This is a genomic window from Xanthomonas euroxanthea (genome assembly GCF_900476395.1).
Classification (GTDB): Bacteria; Pseudomonadota; Gammaproteobacteria; order Xanthomonadales; family Xanthomonadaceae; genus Xanthomonas; species Xanthomonas euroxanthea.
Genome location: NZ_UIHB01000010.1, coordinates 231298 through 253260, shown reverse-complemented (window position 1 = coordinate 253260; position 21963 = coordinate 231298). Strand labels below are relative to the sequence as shown.

The 21963-nt window shown below is 68.9% G+C and carries 15 protein-coding genes and 1 pseudogene; 10 read left to right on the top strand and 6 right to left on the bottom strand.

What is annotated here, in order from left to right; translation table 11 throughout:
* Nucleotides 1–71: 71 nt before the first annotated feature.
* Both CPBF1521_RS21035 and CPBF1521_RS21025 read left to right on the top strand, forming a co-directional pair.
* Nucleotides 72–965 (top strand): LysR family transcriptional regulator, encoded by an 894-nt coding sequence (locus tag CPBF1521_RS21035; protein WP_115678177.1) that lies wholly within the window; start codon nucleotides 72–74, stop codon nucleotides 963–965.
* Between the two features lie 187 nt (nucleotides 966–1152).
* Nucleotides 1153–2514, top strand: coding sequence for an MFS transporter (locus CPBF1521_RS21025; protein WP_024939637.1), 1362 nt, complete (start codon nucleotides 1153–1155; stop codon nucleotides 2512–2514).
* A 232-nt stretch (nucleotides 2515–2746) separates the two neighbouring features.
* Here CPBF1521_RS21025 and CPBF1521_RS21020 read toward each other — a convergent pair whose 3' ends face one another.
* The 5 genes from CPBF1521_RS21020 to CPBF1521_RS21000 form a co-directional block, all read right to left on the bottom strand.
* The gene (locus tag CPBF1521_RS21020; RefSeq protein WP_115678175.1) at nucleotides 2747–4939 is read right to left on the bottom strand and encodes an FUSC family protein; all 2193 of its coding nucleotides are present in this window, start codon (nucleotides 4937–4939) and stop codon (nucleotides 2747–2749) included.
* A complete protein-coding gene (locus tag CPBF1521_RS21015) occupies nucleotides 4936–6396 on the bottom strand; it encodes an efflux transporter outer membrane subunit (RefSeq protein WP_115678174.1) in 1461 nt (486 codons plus the stop codon). The genes CPBF1521_RS21020 and CPBF1521_RS21015 overlap by 4 nt, the downstream gene beginning before the upstream one ends.
* On the bottom strand, nucleotides 6393–7316 hold the full coding sequence (locus CPBF1521_RS21010; RefSeq protein ID WP_164740288.1) for an efflux RND transporter periplasmic adaptor subunit: 924 nt from the start codon (nucleotides 7314–7316) through the stop codon (nucleotides 6393–6395). The genes CPBF1521_RS21015 and CPBF1521_RS21010 overlap by 4 nt, the downstream gene beginning before the upstream one ends.
* Nucleotides 7313–7531 (bottom strand): DUF1656 domain-containing protein, encoded by a 219-nt coding sequence (locus CPBF1521_RS21005; protein ID WP_115678172.1) that lies wholly within the window; start codon nucleotides 7529–7531, stop codon nucleotides 7313–7315. The genes CPBF1521_RS21010 and CPBF1521_RS21005 overlap by 4 nt, the downstream gene beginning before the upstream one ends.
* A gap of 94 nt (nucleotides 7532–7625) precedes the next feature.
* Entirely contained in the window at nucleotides 7626–8081 is a 456-nt protein-coding gene (locus tag CPBF1521_RS21000; protein WP_104586048.1) for a MarR family winged helix-turn-helix transcriptional regulator, read from the bottom strand.
* Nucleotides 8082–8211: 130 nt separating this feature from the next.
* Here CPBF1521_RS21000 and folE point away from each other — a divergent pair, with 130 nt between their 5' ends.
* From folE to CPBF1521_RS20975, 5 genes and pseudogenes are all read left to right on the top strand, one after another.
* A complete protein-coding gene (gene folE, locus CPBF1521_RS20995) occupies nucleotides 8212–8814 on the top strand; it encodes a GTP cyclohydrolase I FolE (protein WP_104543982.1) in 603 nt (200 codons plus the stop codon).
* 19 nt (nucleotides 8815–8833) lie between these two features.
* Entirely contained in the window at nucleotides 8834–10303 is a 1470-nt protein-coding gene (locus tag CPBF1521_RS20990; RefSeq protein ID WP_115678171.1) for a DUF3375 domain-containing protein, read from the top strand.
* Nucleotides 10290–10991 (top strand): DUF4194 domain-containing protein, encoded by a 702-nt coding sequence (locus CPBF1521_RS20985; protein ID WP_115678170.1) that lies wholly within the window; start codon nucleotides 10290–10292, stop codon nucleotides 10989–10991. Before CPBF1521_RS20990 ends, CPBF1521_RS20985 begins: the two co-directional genes overlap by 14 nt.
* A gap of 415 nt (nucleotides 10992–11406) precedes the next feature.
* Nucleotides 11407–14794, top strand: a pseudogene (locus CPBF1521_RS20980) (ATP-binding protein); the annotation flags it as partial.
* 808 nt (nucleotides 14795–15602) lie between these two features.
* A complete protein-coding gene (locus CPBF1521_RS20975; RefSeq protein WP_181901321.1) occupies nucleotides 15603–17663 on the top strand; it encodes a TonB-dependent siderophore receptor in 2061 nt (686 codons plus the stop codon).
* Here the strand turns inward: CPBF1521_RS20975 and CPBF1521_RS20970 are convergent.
* Nucleotides 17660–18439 (bottom strand): sulfite exporter TauE/SafE family protein, encoded by a 780-nt coding sequence (locus tag CPBF1521_RS20970; RefSeq protein ID WP_181142098.1) that lies wholly within the window; start codon nucleotides 18437–18439, stop codon nucleotides 17660–17662. The two genes, CPBF1521_RS20975 and CPBF1521_RS20970, sit on opposite strands and share 4 nt — an antisense overlap.
* Nucleotides 18440–18597: 158 nt before the next feature.
* Here CPBF1521_RS20970 and CPBF1521_RS20965 point away from each other — a divergent pair, with 158 nt between their 5' ends.
* From CPBF1521_RS20965 to CPBF1521_RS20955, 3 genes are all read left to right on the top strand, one after another.
* Nucleotides 18598–18987 (top strand): YchJ family protein, encoded by a 390-nt coding sequence (locus CPBF1521_RS20965; RefSeq protein WP_115678167.1) that lies wholly within the window; start codon nucleotides 18598–18600, stop codon nucleotides 18985–18987.
* Between the two features lie 160 nt (nucleotides 18988–19147).
* A complete protein-coding gene (locus CPBF1521_RS20960; RefSeq protein ID WP_104586054.1) occupies nucleotides 19148–19354 on the top strand; it encodes a hypothetical protein in 207 nt (68 codons plus the stop codon).
* 329 nt (nucleotides 19355–19683) lie between these two features.
* Nucleotides 19684–21846: a lytic murein transglycosylase gene (locus tag CPBF1521_RS20955; RefSeq protein WP_115678166.1), complete on the top strand. Its 2163-nt coding sequence runs from the start codon at nucleotides 19684–19686 to the stop codon at nucleotides 21844–21846.
* Nucleotides 21847–21963 lie beyond the last annotated feature (117 nt).

Here is a 21963-nt window from a genome sequence, read left to right as displayed (position 1 = left end):
CCACTCTAGGCGCGGGGAATTGATGGGTCTATGCCATAGAATCCGAATGAGTTGATGTGAAATAGCCACCAATGCCCAAGCCGACCTTCAATGACCTGGCCGCGTTCACCAGCGTCGCGGTGCATCGCAGCTTTCGGCGTGCGGCCGCCGAGCTGGGGCTGGCACCGTCCTCGCTCAGCCATCTGATCAGCGCACTGGAACGCAACCTCGGCGTGCGCCTGCTGCATCGAACCACGCGCAGCGTGTCGCTGACCGAAGCAGGCGAACGGCTCTACGCCAAGTTGGTGCCGGCGTTGCAGGACGTCGAACAGGCGCTGGGCGAACTGGATGCCTTCCGGAGCGGGCCCACCGGCACGGTGCGCATCAATGCCCCCGAAGTGGTGGTGCGGCTGTTGTTGCAGCAGGTGGTGCCGCAGGTGCTGGCGCGTCATCCGGCGCTGTCGGTGGACCTGGTGAGCGAAGGGCGGCTGGTGGACATCGTGGCGGCCGGCTTCGATGCCGGCATTCGCCTGAGCGAGTCGGTACCGCAGGACATGATTGCAGTGCCCTTTGGTGGGCAGACGCGTTTCATCGCAGTGGCCGCACCTGCGTATCTGCAGCGTGCCGGCTACCCGGACACGCCGGACGATCTGCATCGCCACGCCTGCATCCGGCATCGCATGCCCAGCGGCAGGCTGTACCGCTGGGAGTTCGAGCGGCGCGGCCAGGAGGTGGCGATCGATGTGCCGGGGCGGCTGACGCTGGACCAGCTCCTGATGATGAGCGAAGCCGCCGAGGCCGGCCTTGGCATCGCCTATGTGCCCGAGCACGCGGCGATGGCGGCACTGGCACGCGGCACGCTGGTGCGCGTGCTGGAGCAGTGGTGTCCGGCGATTCCGGGACTGGTGCTGTATTACCCGGGGCATCGGCAGATTCCGCCCGGGCTGCGCGCGTTCATCGAGACGCTCAGGCAGGTGTTGCCGTAGCCGTCGATCGGCATCCAGGGCGGTCACGCCCATGATGGGCCACGGGCGTCGCGGCCGACTCCGAGCGGGCTGAAGCGCGCGCACCGACGCCGGTTGCGGCGCCTGTATATGCGCCGAAATGCTTACATGCGTCACACAAGCACGCACCTATACTTCCCGGGTGTCCCACCCACGAGGTTCTGACTGCATGAGCGCACCCCCAACGTCTCCGATCGCCGCCGGTTCTGGCGCAGCCCCCGGTAGCCTTCGCCGTTCGGTGTCCAACACGCTCAAGGGGTCGGCCGGCAATCTGGTCGAGTGGTACGACGTCTACGTCTACTCGGTGTTTGCCACCTATTTCGAATCGCAGTTCTTCTCCAAGGAAGACAAGAACGCCACGATGTTTGTGTGGGCGATCTTTGCGATGACCTTCCTGATGCGCCCGATCGGCGCGTGGTACTTCGGCCGCTTCGCCGACCGCTACGGCCGCCGCCTGGCGTTGACCATCTCGGTGTCGATGATGGCGCTGTGCTCGTTCGTCATCGCGGTGACGCCCACGGTGGCCACGATCGGCATCGCCGCGCCGATCATCCTGTTGCTGGCGCGCCTGCTGCAGGGCTTTGCCACCGGCGGCGAGTACGGCACCAGCGCCACCTACATGTCCGAGGCGGCCATTCCGGGCCGGCGTGGGTTCCTGTCCTCGTTCCATTACGTCACGCTGGTCGGCGGCCACGTGCTGGCGCAGACCACGCTGCTGGTGATGCTGCATTTCTTCGATGCGCCGCAGGTGTCCGAGTGGGGCTGGCGCGTGGCGTTCGGCCTGGGTGGCATCGGTGCGCTGGTGGTGTTCTGGCTGCGCCAGACCATGGACGAGTCGCTGAGCTCCGAATCCATCGCCGATTCGCGCACCGGCAAGGCCAAGGCGTCGGGCTCGATGCGCGAGCTGTTCGTCAACCAGTGGCGCCCGCTGCTGCTGTGCTTCCTGATCACCGCCGGCGGCACCATCGCGTTCTACACCTATTCGGTCACCGGGCCGAAGATGATCCAGACCGCGTTCGCCGGTGGCGACGTGATGGCCGGCACCATCATCAACCTGGTCGCGCTGACGGTGCTGATGCTGATGCAGCCGGTGGGCGGCTGGCTGTCGGACATCGTCGGGCGCAAGAGCCTGCTGGTGTTCTTCGGTATCGGCGGGGTGCTCTACACCTGGTTCCTGGTGATGGAACTGCCCAAGCAGACCGACTGGCTGACCGCGTTCGCGATCCTCACCGTGGGCTTTGTGATCCTGACCGGCTACACCTCGATCAATGCGGTGGTGAAGGCCGAACTGTTCCCCACCCATGTGCGCGCGCTGGGCGTGGGCCTGGGCTATGCGCTGGCCAACTCCGCCTTTGGCGGCACCGCGCCGCTGCTGTACCAGGCCTCGTTGAAGACCGGCCACGTCAGCGAGTTCGTGATCTACGCAACGGCGGTGATCGCGGTGTCGTTGGTGGTGTACATGTTCTTCCTGACCAACAAGGGCAGCAACTGGCTGGATGACGAAGCGGCGATGCATCAGCGCAAGCGCTGATGCTCTGCCCTTCTCCCGTCGGGCGTTGAGCGTCCTTCTCCCTGCGGGAGTTGATTTTCCTTCTCCCTGCGGGAGAAGGCGCCCGAAGGGCGGATGAGGGGACGTGCGACGCCTCGTGTCATTTACCGCGAGTGGCTTCGCCTCGTCCCTTCACCGCACCCCCCGCGCCCCGGCCCGCGCCAGCCGCGCGGGCGCTCCAGGGCACGCGCACCCGTGGCGCGCAGGCAGTGCCTTATCGCCCCGCGGGGAGAGGGGCCAAGGGTGGCGCGGTACCGGTGTTTCTGTGGGTGTGCGGCGCCGTCTGCGCAAACAAGCTGTAACGCAGCCCGATCAACCCCAGCAGCGCTTCATCGCGATGCGCACCCGCCGGCACCTTGCCGACGCGCGCCAGCGAGGCATCCAGCCGCGCACGCAAGGCATCCGGCGCAGGCAGCGGGCGCTTGTGCGCGATCTGTTGCCGGTAGTGCGCGGCAACATCGACCAGGATCGCGTCCACCGCCTCGATGCTCGGCTGCGGCAAACCGTGCCGCGCGCTGCGCAGTTGCAGGATGTTCAAGCCCACGCGCACTTCGTTGAGCATGTCCACCGAGGCCAGGTCGCTGCCTTCCGGCGTCAGGGCCAGCCGTGGTGCGAGCAGGCCAAGCAGGTCCAGCATGCGGGCGGCAAAGTGCTGCCGGTCCTGTGCGCCGCGGCCGTCGGCGGCCTCGGCCAGCGTGCGCCAGCCCTGGCGCACCAGCCGGCGCGCGCTCCATTCGGCACCCACCGAGCGGAACAGCCGCGTCAGCACCACCGCAAATCCAATGCCCAGCACCATCGCCACCGCCGCGTTGACGAAGCTCTGGATATTGGCGTTGTAGGTGTTCTGCAGGCTCAGCAGCGCGGTGAGGTTCACCACCAGCGGCAGCGCGATCAGCATGGTCTTGGGGCGGTGCAGCAATGCGCCGATCGGCAGGAACACCGCCGCCAGCACCAGGACCAGCATCGGGAAATCGTGGATGGCCGGGAAGATGCCGAACAGATAGATGCCGGCAACCACGCTGGCCACCACCGCCCAGGCCAGGAACGACAGCATGCTCGGCGCCGGGTCGTCCTGCGCGGCGAAGAACGCGGCGGTCACCGCGGCCATCATCGCGCCGTTGCCGCCGCCTTCCCAGCCGATGCCGATCCACAGCACGCAGTACGCCATCAGCGCGACGCCCGCGCTCAGGGCGGAAAACGCGACCATGCCGAAATCGATGTGGCGGCTGCTGCTGGCAGGTACGGGTGCATCGGATCGTGACCAACCCAGGCGCTGTCGCAATGACGCTTGCATGCGCGAACGCGTGGCGGGTGCGCCCTGCACCGCCGCGGCTTGCCCGGGTGATTGGGCCGTTGCAGGCTGTCGCGCAGTCCCCGGCATGGCCCGCAGTACCGGCATCGCGGTGCCGTGCACCACTGCCTGCTGCAGCGCGCGGCAGTCCTGCCACAGGTCGAGCAGCTCTTCCAGCCGCAACAGCAGGCTCGCCAGCAGCAGATGTTCGATGTCCTGATCCACCACCGGGCGCAGGGCGGCGATGCGTGCACGCAAGGCGTCCACGTCTGTATCGCTGGGTGCGTCCTCGCTCTGGTCCACCCAGGCTGCGACGTCCTCCAGCAGCGCGGCGGTGGAGAGCGGCAACGCAGACCCATCGCGCTGCAAGGCATCCAGCCGATCGGCCATCGACGACAGCACCGGCAGCAACATCAGCATGCGTGCGCGCAGCTGTTCCAGCGTGGGGACCGCACCGGCATGACGTGGGTCGTCGTGGCGCACGAAGGCGATCAAGGCCTCGAACTGCACCAGATCGGCGGCCAGCCGATTGCGCGGTGCCTGCGCTGGGCCGCGCTGCAGCACCTGCCGGCACCATTGCGCGGCGTCGCGCATCCAGTTGCCGATGCGCCCGGTCAGCATCGGCTTGACCGAGGCGGGGAACACCAGCGCGGCGAACAGCACCGCCATCACCGTGCCCAGGATGATCTCCTCGCTGCGCGCCACCACGGTGTCGAAGATGCCTTCCGGCGCGGTCACCGCCGGGAAGCCGATGAAGGCGGTGGTGTAGCCGGCCAGCAGAAACGCATAGCCACGTGGGCCGCGATTGAGCAGCGCCAGGAACAGGCAGGCCGACAGCCACAACGCCATCGCCGCACTGAGCAGCAGCGGCGTCTCCACCAGGTTCGGCAGCATCACCAGGGTCGCCGCGCCGGCCAGCAAGGTGCCGAGCACGCGGTACACGCCCTTGGCGCGGGTGGGGCCGAGCAGCGGCTGGGAGACGATGTAGACCGTGGCCATCGCCCAGTACGGCCGCGACAGATTGCCGGCCAGCCCCACGTACAACGCCGCGATCGAGGCGGCGAAGGTCTTGGCCGAAAACAGCCAGGCCTGGCGGTCGCGCAGCAGCGCGCTCATCGCGCGGCCGTGGCGTCGGTGCGGCCGGCGGTCGCTTCCCAACCGCCGCCCAGCGCCAGGAACAGCTGCAGTTGATCCTGCGAGACCTGCGCCTGCGCATTGGCCAGCGTCATGTCGGCGGTGGCGAGCGTGCGCTCGGCATCCAGGCTGGACAGATACGGCGTGCGCCCGCCTTGATACAGGCGCCGGTTCTGCGCCGACGCCAGCTCGGCCTGTTGCTGCGCCTGCTCCAGCAGGTGCAGGCGGTCCAGGTCCTGCGCATAGCGCGACAAGCTGGTCTGCACTTCGCGCAGCGCCTGCAGCACGGTGTGGTCGAACTGCGCCAGCGCCGCGTCGGCGCCGGCCTCGGTGGCGCGCACGCGCGCACGCGCACCGCTGGAGGGCAGCGTCCAGGAGATCAGCGGGCCGAATGACCAGGCATGCGTGGCCGGCTCGCCGACATCGGCCAGCAGGCCGGTGGCACCGATCGAGCCGCCCAGGCGGATCTCCGGATACAGCTCGGCGGTGGCCACGCCGATGCGCGCGGTGGCCGCCGCCAGCCGGCGTTCGGCCTGGCGCACATCCGGGCGACGCGCCAGCAGCGCGCGGCCGTCGCCGATTGGAATCGGTCGCTGCAAGGCCGGCGCGTGCGCACAGCCGTCCACGCCGGCCGGCACCTCGCCGGGCGTCTTGCCGAGCAGCGCGGCCAGTTGATACCCGGCGGCCTGGCGGCGCGCGCGCAGCGGCGGTAGCGCCGCTTCCAGCATCGCCACCTGTGCGGTGGCGCGGGCCAGATCGGGCGGGGTGCCACGGCCGGCAGCGATCAGGCGCTGGGTGATGTCGCGGCTGCGCTGCTGCAATTGCAGCGAATGCTCGGCCACGTGCAGCTCGTGGTTGGCGTGGCAGATCTCCACGTAGCTGCCGGCGACCTGCGCGGCCACGTTGACGCGTGCCAGATCGATCGCGGCCTGGGCGACCTGCGTATCGGCCTGCGCGGCCTCGGCGCCGCGTTGCAGCTTGCCGAACAGATCGAACTGATACGACACCCCGAGCTTGCCATCGGCCAGGTTGAACACCGGCAGCTTTTCCTGCTGCAGGAACGCCTCGGCCGAGACCTGCGCGCGGCTGACGCCGGCCTCCACCTCGTAATCGAAACCGCCCGCGTCCAGCGCCTGTTCGTACACCGCGGCGGCGCGGCGCAGGTTGGCACCGGCCACCTTCAACTCGACGTTGTCGCGCAAGGCCTGTTCGATCAGGCGGTCCAGCATCGGGTCCTGATACAGCGCCCACCAGCGTGCCGGCAGCGGCGCGCCGGCCTGCACCTGGGCGTTGCCGGTGTCGACAAACGCCGCGTTGGCGGCCGGACGCTGGTAGGCCGAATCGTCCGGCACGGCGTAGTTCGGGCCGACCGTGCTGCAAGCACTCAGGGCGCTCAGCACTGCGGCCAATCCCACAGGACGCAAGACGCTGCGGTTCATGGCGCGGCCTTGGCCTGCACGCGGGCAGGCGCGCTGGCGGCAGCGTCACGCACGGCGTCCGGCAGGATGCTCACGGTGGCGGTGCGCCCGGCGATCAGCTGCACATGCGCCGGCACCTGGTCCAGCACGATGCGTACCGGGATGCGCTGCGCCAGCCGCACCCAGTCGAACGCCGGGGTGACGTTGGGCAAGGCGCCGGCGCTGCCGCTGCGGTAACGGTCCTCGATCCCGGCGGCGATGCTCTGCACATGCCCGTGCAAGGTGGCCGGCTCGCCCATCAGGTGCACGTCCACGCGCTGGCCGGCATGCACGCCCTGCAGGCGGGTCTCCTCGAAATAGCCATCGACGCGAAACGAGCCGGTATCCAGCACCGCTACCACCGGGCGCCCGGCACTGACGTAATCGCCCACGCGCACGGTGCGGTCGCTGATGTGGCCGTCGGCGGGGCTGCGCACCTGCGTGCGGTCCAGATTGAGCTGGGCCAGGTCCACCGCCGCTTGCGCGGTGGCCACCGCCGCCTGCGCCTTTTGCACGTTGGAGCGGCGCACCTCGGCATCTTCGGCGGCGACCAGGTCCTGCAGGCTGCGGTCACGCGCGATCTCGCGGCGCAACTGGCTCAAGGTGGCCTGGCGCTCGGCCAGCGCGGCGCGCGCCTGTTCCAGCGCGATCGCATAGCGTGCGCGGTCCACCACGAACAGCAACTGCCCGCGCGTCACCGCCTGGTTATCGGCCACCGCCACCTGCTCCACCAGCCCGGACACATCCGGCGCCACCTGCACCACATCGGCGCCCACGTGCGCATCGCGCGTCCACGGCGCCTCCATGTAATAACGCCACAGGTGCTGCAGCACCACCGCGGCCACCACCACCATCGCCAGGGTCAGCAGCGCCGGCCCCGCGGTCTTGATCAGCTTTTTCACGATTGCATCCAACGGGTCAGGGAAAACAGGCCACCCAGCAGCGCGATGTACAGCGCCAGGTTGAACAGCGCCGGGTGCCAGATGTGCCGGTAGGCGCCGGCCCGGGACAGCAGCGCACCGATGGCGCTGTTGAGCAGGTAGGCCAGCGTCATCAACGCCAGCAAGGTGGGAACGAACACACCGTAGAGACTGAATTCGCCGTACATCGGGCACATCCTGGGTAAGGAAAACAACGACGCCCGGCGCCGCGCGCGCCAGGGACATCGGCAAGGCACTACACGCGTCGCAGCACGACGCCTTACAACTGGCTCAGTCGGACCCACTCAGCCGCGCATGCGCCTGCGCGATCTGCTCCCACAGGGTCAGCACCACCTGCACCTGCGCTTCGCTGAGCGTGCCGAACACCTCCGCACGCAGCGCATCCAGGCGGATCTCGATGCGCCCGACCAGCGCCTGGCCTGCATCGGTGAGCCACAGCTGGTTGGCGCGGCGGTCGCTGCTGTCGGCCTGCCGGCGTACCAATGCCTGCGCGCACAGCTTGTCCAGCAGCCGCACCAGGGAGGGGCCTTCCATGCCCAGTTGCTGGGCCAGCGCCACCTGGCGGATACCGCCGCCGGAGCGGCCGATCATCAGCAACGGCCCGGTGCAGGCGCTGGACAGCCCGAAGTCGGCAAATGCCTGGTCGGCCAGCCGCTGCCACTGGCGGGCGGCGACCAGCAGGCCGGAGCTGAGCTGGGCACGGGAGGAGAGAACGCTGTTCGTCATAATAGATAGGATGCTATCAATTCAACAATGAATCAATAGTCACTGAACCCGCGCAAGCCGGCGCAACCGCCACTGGGGCGGCCGGCCCGTCCTCGGGTACCATGCTCGCCCCCTTTGGGTGCACCTGCGCATGAGCCAGTCCGACCAGCCCGATTCCCCCGTCACCCAGGCCCAGGCCGAAGATGCCGTGCGCACCCTGCTGCGCTGGGCCGGCGAAGACCCGGCCCGCGAGGGCCTGCTGGATACCCCGCGCCGGGTTGCCGAGGCCTATGGCGACTGGTTCAGCGGCTACCGCGAGGAACCGCGCGAATACCTGGAACGCACCTTCGAGGAAGTGGCCGGCTACGACGAGCTGATCGTGCTGCGCGACATCTCCTACGAAAGCCACTGCGAGCACCACATGGCGCCGATCATCGGCAAGGTGCACGTGGGCTATCTGCCGCGCGGCAAGGTGGTCGGCATCAGCAAGCTGGCGCGTGTGGTGGAAAGCTATGCGCGGCGCTTCCAGGTGCAGGAAAAGATGACCGCGCAGATCGCCCAGTGCATCCAGGACGTGCTGCAGCCGCGCGGCGTCGGCGTGGTGGTGGAAGGGGCGCACGAGTGCATGACCACCCGCGGCATCCACAAGCGCGGTGTCAGCATGGTGACCTCCAAGATGCTGGGCAGCTTCCGCGAAGACGCGCGTACCCGCGCCGAATTCCTGCAGTTCATCGAAGTGGGCGGCAAGCGTTGAGGCAGCCGTTGCCGTCGCCATGAAGCACCAGGCACGCATCGCCGGCTATCGCCAATTGCGCGAGCAGCCGGTGTGGAAACTGCTGGCCGCCGACCACGCGCCGGAGCTGATCGGCCTGCTGCAGACGGTGTTGCTGGACGGCGAACGCCGCCTGCCCGCGGGCGTGCTGCACGAGCGCCTGCAGCGCCAGCTCGACGTGCTGCGCGCCGACGAACTCTCGCGCGAGTTGCCGCGCACCGCGCAGGCCTATCTGGCGCATTGGCTGGCACAGGGCTGGCTGGAACGCCGCCTGCCCGAAGGTGCAGCCGAAGAGGAATACGAGCTGTCGCGCGCGGCCACCCAGGCCATCCGCTTCATCGTCGGCCTGCGCGAGAGCAGCAGCAGCGCCACCGAAAGCCGCCTGTCTCTGGTGATCCAGCAGCTGGTGCAGCTGGCTGGGCAGACCGAGGCCGACCCGGAGCTGCGCCTGGCCGCCCTGCGCGACGAACGTGCGCGCATCGATGCCGAGATCGAACGCGTGGCGTCGGGCCGCGTGGCCGCACTCGACGGCAAGCGCGCGCTGGAGCGCGCCCGCGACCTGATCCATCTGTCCGACGAGCTGGCCGAGGATTTCCATCGCGTCCGCGACGATTTCGAACAGCTCAACCGCCAGTTCCGCGAGCGCATCATCGACGACGAAGGCGCGCGCGGCGATGTGCTGGAGCAGCTGTTCAACGGCGTGGACGTGATCGCCGAGAGCGAGGCCGGGCGCACCTTCGAGGCGTTCTGGAGCCTGCTCAACGACACCCAGCAAAGCAGCCAGCTCGATCAGGCGCTGGATGCGCTGCTGGCACGCGGCTTCGCCCGCAAGCTGGACCGGCGCGAGCGCGCCTTCCTGCGCGGGCTGACCGGCACGCTGCTGGAGCGCGGCGGCGAGGTACACACGGTGATGCAGCACTTCGCGCGCAGCCTGCGCGGTTTCGTGCAAAGCCGCGGCTATCTGGAACAGCGCCGGCTCAATCAATTGCTCAGGCAGGCGCAGGGCGAAGCCTTGCAGCTGCGCGACAGCCTGCACGCTACCGCCGCCACCGGCTACACGCAGGCGTTGAGCGCTGCACGCCTTCGGTCGCTGTCGCAATGGCGCCTGCACGACCCGCGCCTGACCCAGGTCGATGGCCGCGTGCAGGCCGCCGATGCGGCGGACATCTCGCTCGACAGCGTGGGCGACCTGGTCGCGCAATCGGAGATCGACGTGCGCAGCCTGCGCCGCGACCTGCACGAGCTGCTCGGTCAACGCCCGCGCCTGACCATCGGCGATGCGCTGCAGCAGCGCCCGGCCGTGCAGGGCCTGGGCAGCGTGATCGGCTACCTGTCGCTGGGCACCCGCCACGGCGTGGTGATCGACGGACAGATGGAAACGGTGCAATGGGAAGGCGGCGACGGCGCGCTGCGGCGCGCACGCATTCCGCTGGTGTGGTTCACCCGGGAGAAACGCAATGAACTGGTCTGAGGACACCCGCCTGGATGCGGACGAGGACACGGGCGCGTCGGCCGATGCCGGCCGCACGCCGCTGACGGAGATATCGCCTGCACAGCCGCAAGGCGAGCTGTTCCTGGGCGACACCGGCACGCTGCCGTTGGACGCGCGGCGCGCGCTGTGCCAGCTGCTGGCCGGCCCCAGCATCGACGCGCAACGCCACGGTGCGCTGTGGCCTGCGCTGTTGCGCAACGAAGCGCCGATCCGCCAGGTGTTGTGCGAGCTGTTCCTGGAACTGGTGCTGGACCGCGAGGGCGGGGTGGCCTTCACCCGCCAAGCCGATACCGCCGAGCTGGAATCGCCGACCTTGCTGCGCAGCGCGCCGCTGACCTTTATCGAGTCGGTGCTGCTGCTGTTCCTGCGCCAGCAACTGGCCGAGGCCGATACGCGCGGCGAGCGTGCAGTGGTGGACGAGGCACAGCTGGTGGAGGCCTTGTCGGTCTACGAGAAGAATGTGTCCACCGACCGCGCGGGATTCGCGCGACGGGTGATGACGGCGATCGGCAAGATGCGCGACAACCAGTTGCTGTCGCGCCTGCGCGGCAGCGAGGAGCGCTACGAGGTTTCGCCGGTGCTGAAGCTGTTGTTCTCGGCCGAGGACGTGCAGGCCCTGGTGGTGGCGTATCGGGAGTTGCGAGAGGGGGAGGTTGCGTGGGAGTGATGGCGTCTGCACCCCGGACAGCCATCCCTTCTCCCACCGGGAGAAGGTGCCCGAAGGGCGGATGAGGGGACGGCCGATCGCGATGCCTGGATGTGACCTCTGGAGTGTGTGTGTAGCCGTGCGTCATGCATTGCGCGATGAAACTCAGCTCTCACGCCCCGTCAAGCGCAAGTGACTTTCTTCATGGGCGGCACGGAGCCATCAGCTTCCCGCGCATCGGTCAGCACCCGCTCTCGTCACGCATCCGTGTCCATCCAGATCACCGCGCCGCGTAGGAGCGGCCCAGGCCGCGAAGGGACCTACCCGATCACCGTCAGCCACCGCAGTCCGTGCTTGTCCAGCAACACCCGCTTCAAACATGCGTGATGTGATTCGTCTTCAGCGTTACCCGTCATCCCGTTTTGGTGAGTGAGCCATGAATTCCCAGTCCAACCTGTCGCCGGCGCAGCCGGGCGCGTCCCTGTTCACTGATTCGCTTGCCGAGCAGCGCGCGCAGCAGTTCCGTATGCGGCGGTTGCAGGTGCACAACTGGGGCACGTTCAATGGCTTGACCGAGGTGCCGATCGCCGAGAAGGGCTTCCTGTTCGTCGGGCGCTCCGGCTCGGGCAAGTCGACCCTGCTGGATGCGATGTCGGCACTGCTGACCCCGCCCAGCATCGTCGACTTTAACGCTGCCGCACGCGAGGCCGAGCGCAGTGGGCGCGATCGCAGCCTGGTGTCGTATGTGCGTGGTGCCTGGGCCGATCAGCAGGACAGCACCTCGGGCGAAATCGCCACCCAATACCTGCGCAAGGGCGCCACCTGGTCTGCGCTGGTGCTGGAGTACCGCAACGCGCATGGCGAGACGGTCAGCCTGATTCGCCTGTTCTGGATCGCCGGCAGCGGCAATGCCGCGGCCGATGTGCGCCGTCATTACATGGTCGCGCCGCGCAGCTTCGATGTGGCCAGCGAGCTGGATGGCTTCGACCTGGATCTGCGCAAGCTCAAGGCGCGTCTGGGCGAGGAGGTTGCGCATTTCGACGGCTTCGCCGGCTACGCGGAGCGTTTCCGGCATGTGCTGGGCATCGGCAACGAGATGGCGTTGCGGTTGCTGCACAAGACCCAGTCGGCCAAGAACCTGGGCGATCTCAACGTGTTCCTGCGCGGCTTCATGCTGGACGAGCCGCGCACGTTCGAGGCCGCCGACCGGCTGGTGGAAGACTTCGCCGAACTCGATGGCGCCCATCATGCGGTGGTCACCGCACGGCGCCAGGTGGAAACGCTGAGCCCGGCACGCGAACACCATGCGGCACTGATGGCCTTGCGCCACAGCGTCGGCGAGCTGCGCGAGCTGCAGCTGGGTGTGGACAGCTATCGCGAACAGCAGCGTCTGGCCTTGCTGGAGACGCGCCTGCAGGAGCTCGACAGCCAGGACCGCGGATTGGCCGGCGAGGAAGGCCAGCGGCGCGAATCGCTGGACAATCACGAACAGAAACTGGCCGGGCTGGAACGCGAACAACGCGCCGCCGGTGGCGAGCAGATCGAGGAACTGGAGCGCGAGCGCGCACGGGTCGAACGCGAGCGCGACGAGCGTCTGCGGCGGCGCGCGCAGATCGAGCAGGCCTGCCGCCAGCTCGGCACGGCCCTGGCCGCAGGCGCCAGCGGCTTTGCCGCCCAGGTAGAGCATGCCCAGACCGTGCTCGAGAACGGCAAGCACGACGCCAGCGCGCTGGATGAGGCGATTGCCGAGCGCATGGGTGCGCGCCGCGACGACGAGCGACGCTTTGCCGAGATCCGCGCCGAACTGGAGGCGTTGAAGCGCGCGCCGTCGAGCATGCCGGCACCGATGCAGGCCTTGCGGGCGCGCCTGTGCGAGGACACCGGTATTGCCGAAGCCGCGCTGCCGTTCGTTGGCGAACTGGTGCAGGTGCGCGAGGACCAGGCAGCCTGGCGCGGTGCGATCGAGCGCGTGCTGAGCGGTTTCGCGCAGTCGCTGCTGGTGGATGACCGGCATTACGCGCAGGTCAGCGAGTGGGTCAACCGCACCCACATCGGCACGCGCTTGGTGTACTTCCGGGTACGCCGCAACGATGCGCTGCATGCGCGCACGCCGGATGCGCGTGCATTGCCGGGCAAGCTGCAGCTGCGCGAGCATGCCTTCACCGAGTGGTTGCGCAACGAGCTGATGCGTCGCTTCGACTACGAATGCGTCGATAACGCCGCCGCGTTGCGCAATGCCGACCGCGCCATCACTCGCGAAGGGCAGGTCAAGCATCCGGGCGATCGCTATGAGAAGGACGACCGCCACGCGGTCAACGACCGCAAGCGCTGGTTGCTGGGTCACGACAACCGCGACAAGCTCAAGGTGTTCGAGCGCGAAGCGCAGACGCTGGCCCAGCGCATCGCCGGTTGCGATGCCGACGTGGCCGCGCTGCGCAGGCAACGCGAGCAGGACCAGGAACGGCAGCTGGCCGCGCACACCCTGGTGGAGCGCGACTGGGACGAGATCGATGTCGGCCCCAAGCTGCAGCGCCTGAGCGATATCGACGAACAGCTGCAGCAGCTGCGCGAAGGCAACAGCGGCCTGCGCGCACTCGGCCAGGCGATCGAGACCGCACGCACCCTGCGCGACCAGGCCAAGCGCACCTACGAGGACGTGCGGCTGGAGCGCGCGCAGCTGGCGCGCGAGCGGGTCCGGCTCGAACAGCAGCACGCCGCCTGCGCCAGCCGTGCCGGCACCGCCGCGCTCACGCCCACCCAGCTGCAGGGCCTGCGCGAACGCCTGGCGGCGCTGGCCCCGCTGTCGCTGGACAACCTGGAAGCGCATTTCCGCGTGGTCGAGCGTGGCCTGGCCGAGCAACTGGCCGAGAGCCAGGGCCGCGACAGCCGGCTCAGCGCGCAGCTGCTCGATTGCTTCCGCAAGTACTGCCAGCAGTGGCCGGAAGACAGCGGCGATTTCACCGTGAGCCTGGCCAGTGCCGACGATTTCCTCGCGCGGCTGGACCGGCTGGAAAGCGATGGCCTGCCGCGCCACGAGCACCGCTTCTTCGACCTGCTGCAGACCCAGAGCAAGAACAATCTGCTCGCCCTGCAGCGCCACACCGCCGAGGCCCACAAGGGCATCAAGCAGCGCATGGACGAGGTCAACGCCAGCCTGGAGCAGGTGCCGTTCAATCGCGGCACGCTGCTGACCATCGAGGTCAGCGACCGTCGCCTGAGCGAAGTGCAGGACTTCCAGCAACAGCTGCGTGCAGTGCTGTCGCATCAACAGACCGAAGACCGCGCACTGGCCGAAGCGCAGTTTTCCACCTTGCGCGCATTGGTAGCACGCCTGGGCGCGCAGGAACCGGACGCACGCCGCTGGCGCGAGCAGGTGCTGGACGTGCGCCTGCATGTGGAATTCATCGGTGTCGAACTGGACGCACAGACCCGCGCGCAGGTGGAGATCTACCGCAGCGGCGCCGGCAAGTCCGGCGGTCAACGCCAGAAGCTGGCAACCACCTGCCTGGCCGCTGCGTTGCGCTACCAGCTCGGCGGCGAAGACGGCGAGCTGCCGCGCTATTGCGCCGTGGTGCTGGACGAGGCCTTCGACAAGGCCGACAACGAATTCACCGCGCTGGCAATGAACATCTTCGAGAACTTCGGGTTCCAGATGGTGGTGGCCACACCGCTGAAATCGGTGATGACGCTGGAGCCCTTCATCGGTGGTGCCTGCTTCGTGGAAATCAGCGGCCGGCACAACTCCGGCGTGCTGTTGATCGAATACGACGCGCAGGCGCAGCGACTCCAGTTGCCCGAGCGCTCGCGTGGGGACGAGGCTGGTGCAGCGGTGACGGAGCAGGCGGTGGTTACTGCGCAGCCCGAGGATGCAGCGCGTTCGACGCAGAGCCAGACGCAGATAGACGGCTCCGGTGCGGATTCTGGCGATGAGGGTGTGCCACTTCAGGAAGCCCCTGCGCAGGACGACCTGGCCGCCAAGGCGAGCAAACGCGCCAGCAAGGTCACGCCGGCATCGGCGCCGGCGGTGCAAGCCGCGCCGACGTCTTCGAAAACTGCGGCGTCCAGCGAACGTGCGGGATCACCCCGGTCGGCATCTGCAAAGACCGCAGCGGCCAAGGCCGCCTCAGCCAAACCTGCCTCAGCCCGGCGTGCCTCGCCTGCCGCGAGCACGCCGCGCAAGCCGGCAACCCCGACCAAAGCCGCCAAGACGCCGGCAACCACCAGGGCGGCCTCCCGGCGCACGAGCGCATCCGTCCAGCCGACCACCAAGCCTGGGAAAACCGCGACGACCACGGCAGCGCCGAAGGCGCCTGCTTCGAGGCCTGCGGTAGCGAGCAAACGCACCAGCACGGCGCTGCGTGGCGCAACCAAGGCAACCGCGGCGCGCGGCGCCGCCAGGCCCGCGCCAGCCAGAACGGCAGTGGCCAAGGCGCGCCCTGCGCCAACACGCGGGTCTGCGGGCAAGCCGCGCGGAAAGCGCTGAGCGCAACACCGGGATGCCTGTGTCACCGCATTGCGGTCGCAGGCGTCGAGGGGCAGGGCACCGCAAGCCAACAAGCGCAGATAAGAATCGTTATCATTAGCGGCCCGGATGTGCTCGCCAGTGTGCGCATCGCCCCGCTGAAGATCCCGATGACCCCACTGCCTGCGCCTCGCCACCTGTTGTTCGTGTCCCTGTTTGCTGCATTGCCGGCCTCCGCCCAGGAGTCCAGCCTGCTTGATGCCATCGTGGTCAGCGAAAAGCGCGCCCTGTACCGGCCGGAAAAGGCCGCCGGCGCCACCCGCACGCAGACGCCGGTGGAGCGCATTCCGCAGGCGATCCAGGTGGTGCCGCGCTCGGTGATCGACGAACAGCAACTCACCCGGCTAGTGGATGTGGTGGCCAATGTCTCCAACGTGCAGCCCGGCGGCACCCAGGGCAATCGCTCGGAAACCTTCGTCATCCGCGGTTTCGAGGCGTCTTCGTATGCGGTCGACGGCATCCTGCTCAACCCGGCGCAGAACTTCACCGAGACCGTGCGCGATCTGGCCAATGTCGCCCAGGTGGAAGTGCTCAAGGGCCCGGCGGCGGTGCTGTACGGGCGCGGCGAACCCGGCGGGGTGATCAATCTGGTCACGCTGCGCCCGGACGCGGTGTTTGGCGGCAATGCATCGGTGCAGGTGGCCGAACACGGCCTGCGCCGCGTGCAGTCCAGCGTCACCGGCCCGCTGGGCCCGACCGTGTCGGCACGGCTCAGCGCCGCCGCGCAGGAGACCGGCAGCTTCCGGGACGCGCAGGCCGATGGCGATCGCGTGTTCGTCTCGCCCTCGTTGGCGTGGCGGCCGTCCGCGCAGCTGCGGGCCGACCTGGATCTGGAATACACCCGCCAGACCAGCCCGGGCGATCGCGGCCTGGTCGCCATCGACGGGGTGGTGCGTGGGCCGGCACAGCGCAGCTTCGGCGAGCCGTGGTCGCGCAATCACGGCAGCGCGACCACGGCACGCGGCCGCATCGAGTACGACGCCACCGACTGGCTGACGCTGCGCCAGATCCTCAATCACCAGGACGGCGACAGCGGCCGCAACGTGGCCGACTTCACCGGTTTCAGCGCCGACCGCGCCTTTTTGCAGCGCCGCGCCGTGCGCCAGGACCAGCAGGTGCGCGCCACGACCTCGCAGACCGAAGCGCTGGCGCGTTTTGCCACCGGCCCGCTGCGCCATCAGGTACTGGCTGGTGCCGAGTACGTCGATGCGCATCGCCACACCGACGAAGCGCGCGCGCCGCTGGCCCGCATCAGCGTGCGCACTCCGGTGCAGGGCGCCTTGCCGGGCACCTATGTGCCGGCCCGCGACATCGACGTCGATGCGCGCTATGCCGCGCTGTACCTGCAGGACCAGATCAGCATCGGCGAGCGCTGGGACGTGCTGGCCGGCGTGCGCTGGGACGATGTGCAGCAGACCACCATCGACAACGGCGCGCGCACCCGCGAGGACGGCCGACGCGCCTCGCCGCGCATCGGGGTGGTGTGGAAGGCGGTGCCGCAGTTGTCGCTGTACGCCAACACCTCCACCTCGTTTCGCCCACGCAGCGCCTCGCTGTTTTCCGGCGGCAGCGCGCCACCGGAGACCGGCCGCCAGTACGAGGTCGGCCTGAAGGGCGCGCTGTTGGACAACCGGGTGCTTGCCACCGCCGCCGCGTTCCAGATCACCAAGGACAACGTCGCCAGCAACGATCCGGACAACAGCGGCTTCGTGCTGGTCACCGGCCAGCAACGCGTGCGCGGGCTGGAACTGGACATCACCGGCGAGCTCACCCAGAACTGGCGCTTGATCCTGGGCGCCGGCTATCTGGACGCGCAGGTCACCCGCGACACCGTCATCCCGGTCGGCAACCGCCTGCGCGGCGTGCCGCGCCTCAGTGCCAGCCTATGGAGCACCTGCCACGTCGCCAGCGGGCCGCTGTACGGCCTGACCCTGGGCGCCGGCGCGGTGCATGTGGGCGAGCGCGAAGGCGATCTCGCCAACAGTTACCGCATTGCCGGCTACACGCGTTTCGATGCCTCGGCGGCGTATCGCTTCGGTGGCCGTTATCAGTTGGCGCTCATGCTGCGCAATGTCGCCAACCGGTTCTACATCGAGCAGCCGGTGACGCAGACCACCAACTATCCAGGCGCGCCGCGCACCTTGTCGGCGACGCTGAGCGTGGATTTCTAAACGCCGTGCAGCAGATCCCAGCCCATCTTGCCGATCAGCACGATCACCAGCACCAGGAACAAGGTGCGGATCAGCGGCGTGCCACCGCGTAGTGCCATCCGTGTGCCGGCGACCGCACCGGCCACGTTGGCCACCGCCATCGGAATGCCGGTCGCCAGCATCACCTGGCCGCTGGGCAGGAAGAACGACAGTGCCGCCAGGTTGGTGGCCAGGTTCACCACCTTGGCCGCGGCCGAGGCGCGCAGAAAGTCCAGCCCGAAAAAGCGGATGAACAGGAAGATCAGGAAACTGCCGGTGCCGGGGCCGAAGAACCCGTCGTAGAACCCGATCGCCGCGCCCATCACCAATGCAGTTGCCAGTTCGCGCCGGCCGATCTGGCGTGGGCGATGCAGCGCACCGAAGTCCTTCTTGATCAGCGTGTAGATCAGCATCGCGATCAGCAGCGCCAGGATCAGCGGCCGCACCGCCTGCCTGGGCATCAGGCTGACTGCGGTCGCGCCGAGAAACGAGAACGTGAACGCCGCCACCGTGGCGTACAGCACCGGCCGCCACGGAAAGCGCACGTTGCGCGCATAGCGCCAGGCCGATGCAGCGGTGCCGAACATCGCACTGAACTTGTTGGTGCCCAGAATCAGCGACGGCGCCTGCTGCGGCAGGGTCGCAAACAATCCCGGCAGCTGGATCAAGCCACCGCCGCCGACCGCCGCATCCACCAGCCCGGCGACGAAGGCGATGCACAGCAGCCACGGCAACTCGGTGGGAATCAGGTCCAGCAAGGCGGCACTCCGCACGACGGGGGCGACAGCATAAACGCGCAGAAACCCCGTTCCCCACTTCTCACTTCCCTACTTCCCTACTTCCCTACTTCCCTACTTCCCTACTTCCCAACTCCCAATTCCCAATTCCCAATTCCCAATTCCCGCACAATCGCCCGATGCCGACCTCCACACCCACCGATCCCTGTCCCTGCGGCCGCGCCGCCACCTACGCGCAGTGCTGCGGCCAGTACCACGCCGGTGCCGCCGCGCCCGATGCCGAGACCCTGATGCGTGCGCGCTACAGCGCCTACGTCCGCCGTGATGTGGCGTACCTGCTCGCCAGCTGGCATCCGTCCACGCGCCCACCCGCGTTGTCGCTGGACGAGGGCGGCCGCACCACCTGGCTCGGCCTGACCGTGCAACGCGCCCTCGTCACCGGCACCGACACGGCCGAGGTGGCGTTTCTGGCCCGCTACCGTATCGGCGGCGGCAGTGCGGTGCGCATGACCGAACACAGCCGCTTCGTGCGCGAAGACGGCCAGTGGTATTACCTCGACGCGCACTGAGCAGGCGCAGGCCTGGACGCGTCTTGCGCCCTGGCCGCAGGCCGTGAAGCCGTTCAGCCAGACGAACGGCACGGACCGGCACGCTTTGTCGACGCCACGTTCGCAGCCGATCCCGGAAGCTTGCCGCCTCGGCGGAGCGCGCCGCGGGGCAGACACGATCATGGCAACCTTCAATCTCTGGCAGTGGGTGCTTGCGGCCATCGTGGTGTTTGCGATCGTGCTGCCGGCCTGCCTGGCCACTGCACTGATCTGGTTCGGTCCCCGCCACGACGCCCCGCGCAGGGCCCGTGCCCGCCGTGTGTCCGACGCCAGCCCCTCCAGCCCGGCCTTGTCGCTGCTGACCGGCATCACCGGCGACGGCAGCTAGGCGCGGCGATCGACGCCGCTGGGCTGGCGCATCGCATCCACCAGGCGCGCCGGTTCTGCATCTCGCCTCGGCACGCGACATCGCTCGCTGGAAGGTCATCACCTCATCGGATCATCCGGTGTCTTGGCTGCGCGCATCGGTCTGGAAAGCGTGCGCACCCGCACCCCGGCACGTTGCCACCAGCGAGCGCAGCGCACGCTGACGCGGCGACATCGTGACAATCGCCACCTGCACGCCTGCAACCAGCCAGGTTGGCTATCCTCGTCGGCTCGACTTGCCGCAGGAGCGCTCCACCGCATGACCTCCGTCCACACGCCGGCCACCGCGCCGTGACGCCGTCCCGGCGCGTCCTGCCCGCGCTGTTGGCGCTGCTGCCGCTGATCGCCTGCGCCGATCCGGCATTCGACCGCTGCCTGGCCGGCCTGCAGACCCAGGCCGCCGCCAAGGGCGTGCAGGCCGCCGACTTCCAGCGTTTCACCGGCGGCCTGGCGCCCGATCCCAGCGTGTTGCCGCTGCTCGATGCCCAGCCCGAATTCACCACCCCGATCTGGGACTACCTCGCCAGCCTGGTCGACAGCCAGCGCGTGGCCGACGGCCGGGCGATGCTGGTCACCCATCGCGACCTGCTCACGCGTCTGTCCGAACAGACCGGCGTCGATCCGGCCACCATCGTGGCGGTCTGGGGCGTGGAGAGCGACTACGGCCGCGTCACCGGCAAGCGCCCGCTGCTGGTCTCGCTGGCCACGCTGTCGTGCGCCGGCCGCCGCCAGCCGTTCTTCCGTGGCGAATTTCTCGCCTTGCTCGGCCTGCTGCAGCAAGGCGACCTGTCGCCGGATGGCTTGACCGGCTCCTGGGCCGGTGCCTTCGGGCAGACCCAGTTCATGCCCTCGACCTATGCCCGCATCGCGGTGGATGGCGACGGCGACGGCCGCCGCGACCTGGTCGCCAGCATTCCCGACGCGCTGGCCTCCACCGCCAACTACCTGGTCAAGGCCGGCTGGGAGCGCGCCCGTCCCTGGGGCATGGAAGTGCGCCTGCCGGCCGGCTTCGACGCCAGCAAGGCCGGCCGCACCCGGCGCCAGCCGCTGCAGGCCTGGCAGAACGCAGGGCTGCTCGGCAGCGACGGCAAGGCCCTGGCGCCGAGCGGCCTGCCCGCCGATGCCCCGGCCGCCCTGTTGCTGCCGGCCGGCGCCACCGGCCCGGCGTTCCTGGTGTTCCGCAACTACGACGCGATCTACGCCTACAACGCCGCCGAAAGCTATGCGCTGTCGATCGCCTTGCTCGCCGATCGCCTGCGCGGCGGCCCCGGCCTGGTCGCCGCCTGGCCCACCGACGACCCCGGCCTGGGCCGCCCCGAACGGCGCGAACTGCAGCAATTGCTGCTGGCCCGCGGCCACCTGATCGGCGAGGCCGACGGCATGATCGGCACCGCCAGCCGGCGCGCCATCCAGGTCGAACAGACCCGCCTGGGCCTGCAGCCGGCCGACGGCCGCCCCGGCCAACGCATCCTCACCGCCCTGCGCGCCGCCCCGCCGGCGACCGGCGCGGCTGCTGTCCGCGCCACCGCGTTCACGCTGCCGGCCGCGTACCCCGCATTTGCCCAATCCCCCATCGTCCAGAAGGCACCTCCCATGTCCGACCTCACCGGCCTGCGCACAGGCGATTTCCACGGTTTCCCCTCGCTGTTGATCGACACCCCGTTCTCCACCGCGGCCATCAGCCTGTTCGGCGGCCAGCTGCTGTCGTTCGTGCCCAAGGGCGGGCAGGACGTGATGTGGCTGTCGCCCACCGCCAAGCAGCCGCCCACCCCGATCCGCGGCGGCGCCCCGGTGTGCTGGCCATACTTCGGCCGCCAGGACCAGACCGGCGAGGTCCCCGCGCACGGCTTCGTGCGGACCGTGCCCTGGCAGCTCACCGAGAGCCGGCGCGAGGACGACGGCACGCTGGTGCTCACGCTGACCCCGCCCAGTTTCGATGACCTGGCGCTGCGCCTGCGCATGACCCTGCGCATCGGCCGCACCCTCGAACAACGCCTGATCACCGAAAACACCAGCCCGGCCCCGGTGCGCTTCACCCAGGCACTGCACAACTATTTCCGGGTCGGCGACGCGCTCACCGTCAGCGTGCAGGGCCTGGACGGGCTGGACTACCTGGACAAGTACGAGAACTACGCCACCGCCCACCGCCAGCAAGGCGACTGGAGCCTGCGCGATCCGCGCGACCCCGGTCGCAGCGACCGCATCTACACCAACGCCGGCGGCCGCTACACCCTGACCGACCCGGTGCTCGGCCGCCGCATCGTCATCGCCACCCAGGGCAGCCGCTCGCTGGTGGCCTGGAACCCGGGCGAAGAGGCCGGCAAAAAGATGGCCGACGTGGGCGATGGTTGGCGTGACTACGTCTGCCTGGAAGCGGCCAATGCCGGCCCCGACGTGATCGAACTCGCCCCCGGCGCCAGCCACACGCTGAGCCAGACCATCAGCGTCGAATAACCGATCACCGGCACCATGCCATTCCTTCTCCCGCTCGCGGGAGAAGATGCCGGCCCGGACGTGATCGAACTGGCCCCCGGCGCCAGCCACACGCTGGGCCAGACCATCAGCGTCGAA